Origin of the sequence: Kitasatospora sp. NPDC004799 (assembly GCF_040609095.1) — a bacterium.
Lineage (GTDB): Bacteria > Actinomycetota > Actinomycetes > Streptomycetales > Streptomycetaceae > Kitasatospora.
Genome location: NZ_JBEXJK010000782.1, coordinates 1 through 1527 on the forward strand (window position 1 = coordinate 1; position 1527 = coordinate 1527).

Consider the following 1527-nt stretch of genomic DNA (forward strand, 5'->3'; position numbering starts at 1 on the left):
TAGGCGACCGGGGCGCCGTCGGAGGTGTGGGTGTAGACGGCGCCGACCGGGACGTAGAAGCGGCCGACGCCGGGGTGCGGGGTGGGGTTCGGGGGGCTGAAAACAAGCAAGCATGATTGCTTTTTTTGCCGGGCGGTGCCACGCTGCTGCCCGGTGGCAACCGTCCGAGGGCGCCGCCAACTCACCGGCAGGGGAGGCGCATTGGCGCGCGACGGCACGGTACTGCGGATCGGCAACGCCTCGGGGTTCTACGGTGACCGCTTCGCCGCGGTGCGGGAGATGCTCACCGGCGGGCCGCTGGACGTGCTCACCGGGGACTACCTGGCCGAGCTGACCATGCTGATCCTCGCCCGGGACCGGCTGAAGGACCCGTCGCTCGGCTACGCCCGGACCTTCCTGCGCCAGATGGAGGAGTGCCTCGGCCTGGCCCGCGAGCGGGACGTGAAGGTCGTGGTCAACGCGGGCGGCCTCAACCCGGCCCGGCTCGCCGAGGAGCTGCGCGCGCTGGCCGCCCGGCTGGGCGTCGAGGCGGCCGTCGCCCACGTCGAGGGCGACGACCTGCTCCCGCGCCGGGCCGAACTCGGCCTTCCCGAGGGCCTGCTGGCCGCCAACGCCTACCTCGGCGGGTTCGGCGTCGCCGCCTGCCTGGCCGGCGGCGCCGACGTGGTGGTGACCGGCCGGGTGACGGACGCGGCGCTGGTCGTCGGCCCGGCGATCGCCCGCTTCGGCTGGACCCATGAGGACCTGGACGCCCTGGCCGGCGCCGTGGTCGCCGGGCACATCCTGGAGTGCGGCACCCAGGCGACCGGCGGCAACTACGCCTTCTTCCGCGAGCACGACGTCACCCGCCCCGGCTTCCCGCTCGCCGAGCTGCGCGCCGACGGCTCCAGCGTGATCACCAAGCACCCGGGCACCGGCGGCGCCGTCACCGCCGGCACCGTCACCGCCCAACTCCTGTACGAGACCGGCGGACCGCACTACCTCGGCCCGGACGTCACGGCCCGGCTGGACACCGTACGGCTCACCGAGGAGGGCCCGGACCGGGTCCGGATCGACGGCGTGCGCGGCGAGGCCCCGCCGCCCACCCTGAAGGCGGGCCTCAACCGGCTCGGCGGCCACCAGAACGAGGTGGTGTTCGTCCTCACCGGCCTGGACGTCGAGGCCAAGGCCGCCCTGGTGCGGCGGCAGTTCGCCGACGCCCTGCCGCCCGGCGCCCGCCCCGCCGAGCTGCGCTGGACGCTGGCCCGCACCGACCACCCGGACGCCCCGACCGAGGAGGCCGCCTCCGCCCTGCTCCGGCTGTCCGCCCGCGACCCGGGCCCGGCCCGGGTCGGGCGCGAACTCGGCCGGGCCGCCGTCGAGTTGGCGCTGGCCGGGTACCCGGGGTTCCACCTCACCGCGCCGCCCGGGCCGGGCGCGCCGTACGGGGTGTTCAGCGCCGCGTACGTCGACGCCGCGGCCGTCGAGCACACCGCGGTACTGCCGGACGGCCGCCGGATCGCCGTGCCGCCGGCCCCTGTCACCGCC

The 1527-nt window shown here is 76.2% G+C and carries 1 protein-coding gene; it reads left to right on the forward strand.

Annotated features, from left to right (window positions below):
• Window positions 1-201: 201 nt before the first annotated feature.
• A partial coding sequence (locus ABZW03_RS40770) for an acyclic terpene utilization AtuA family protein (RefSeq protein WP_355269913.1) occupies window positions 202-1527 on the forward strand: 1326 nt, incomplete at its 3' end.